The 1,385-nt window shown below is 44.8% G+C and carries 2 protein-coding genes and 1 pseudogene; 2 read left to right on the forward strand and 1 reads right to left on the reverse strand.

Features of this window, described 5'->3' with window-relative positions; translation table 11 throughout:
* The coding region (locus R7E00_RS23465) for a LysE family transporter (protein WP_318124632.1) at positions 1 to 213 on the forward strand (213 nt) is incomplete at its 5' end.
* Between the two features lie 24 nt (positions 214 to 237).
* Positions 238 to 718, forward strand: a pseudogene (locus tag R7E00_RS23470) (YbaK/EbsC family protein).
* 47 nt (positions 719 to 765) lie between these two features.
* On the opposite strand, the gene R7E00_RS23475 reads toward R7E00_RS23470, so the two are convergent.
* The coding region (locus R7E00_RS23475) for a mechanosensitive ion channel domain-containing protein (RefSeq protein WP_318124633.1) at positions 766 to 1,385 on the reverse strand (620 nt) is incomplete at its 5' end.

A 1,385-nucleotide genomic window follows, 5' to 3' on the forward strand; every position in this document is an offset into this window, starting at 1 on the left:
GGACAATTTGAAGGCCATGATCGAATCGCTTTCGCGTTAGGCACTATTATGGCGTCATTTGTTTGGTTCTATACCTTGTCGATGGGCGCCGCAAAACTCGGGCCTACGCTATCTAAACCGAAAGTGAAAAAAGGCATCGATATCGCCGTTGCACTGATGATGTTCACCATTGCTTATGTACTCGCGAGCGAGCTCATCACTAAATACTGGTAACCCAAACCTAAGGATATGAATGACATGGAGTCACTGGAAAACATCTATCGCATCAACAAAGAGCGATTGCATTCGCTCTCGATTCCATTTCGAGAATGGCGACATGAAGCCATTCTCGACTTCGACACCGACCTTAAAGTCGCGAAAGAACTCGGCTGGCAAGGCACACATAGCAAAAGCTTGTTTTTAACACTCAAAGGTGGCGGGTATGGTGTTCATTACCGATAAAGACTCTCGCCTTGATGCCAAAACGATTAACTCAATATTTGGCAAGCGACCTTCTATTGGCAGTGATGAACTCATGCAGGAATTACTTGGCTGCCTACCCGGTGCTGTTTGCCCGATAGGTTTACCACCAGAGGTTGCGATCGTGGTGGATACCAAGCTCTATCATCACGAAGAGTTGCTTTATACACCAGGGCTACCAGAGCGTACCTTCGGTATTGCAGGCATTCATTTAAAACCACTCTTACAGATAGGTAATAACCCTCTGTTTGAAATATAAAAAAAGCGAGGCTAGTGCCTCGCTTTTTAGATTATCTGTCGTTCGAATTAAGATTCGACACGGTTCAAATGAACATCCATTTGTGGGAATGGAATTTCGATACCGTTCTCGTCCAATGCTTCTTTAATGCCTTGCATTGAATCGAAGTACACACCCCAGTAATCCGCAGTTTTAACCCAAGGGCGCACTACGAAGTTAACTGAAGAATCAGCTAGTGTTAGAACACCGATAGTCATATCAGGATCTTTCAAGATACGAGGATCTTTTTCTAGCGTTTCGCGAATCACTTTCTTCGTTAGCTTAAGATCGGCTTTGTATGAAACACCGATAACCAAATCTACGCGTCGCGTTGCATGACGAGAGTAGTTCGTGATTGCACCACCAATAACAGACGAGTTAGGTACAACAACCATTTTGTTGTCTGGTGTTTTTAGAACTGTTTGGAAGATTTGAATTGCTTCAACACTACCCGCTACGCCGCCAATCTCTACATAGTCGCCAGATTTAAATGGACGGAATGCAACAATCAGTACGCCTGCCGCAAAGTTTGATAGAGAACCTTGTAGAGCAAGACCAACAGCAAGACCTGCCGCACCGATTACAGCAACAACCGATGCAGTTTGAACACCTAAACGGCCCAGAGCTGCGATAAGTACGATAACGAATA

This window comes from Vibrio sp. Vb1755, from assembly GCF_033338635.1.
Taxonomy (GTDB): Bacteria; Pseudomonadota; Gammaproteobacteria; order Enterobacterales; family Vibrionaceae; genus Vibrio; species Vibrio alginolyticus.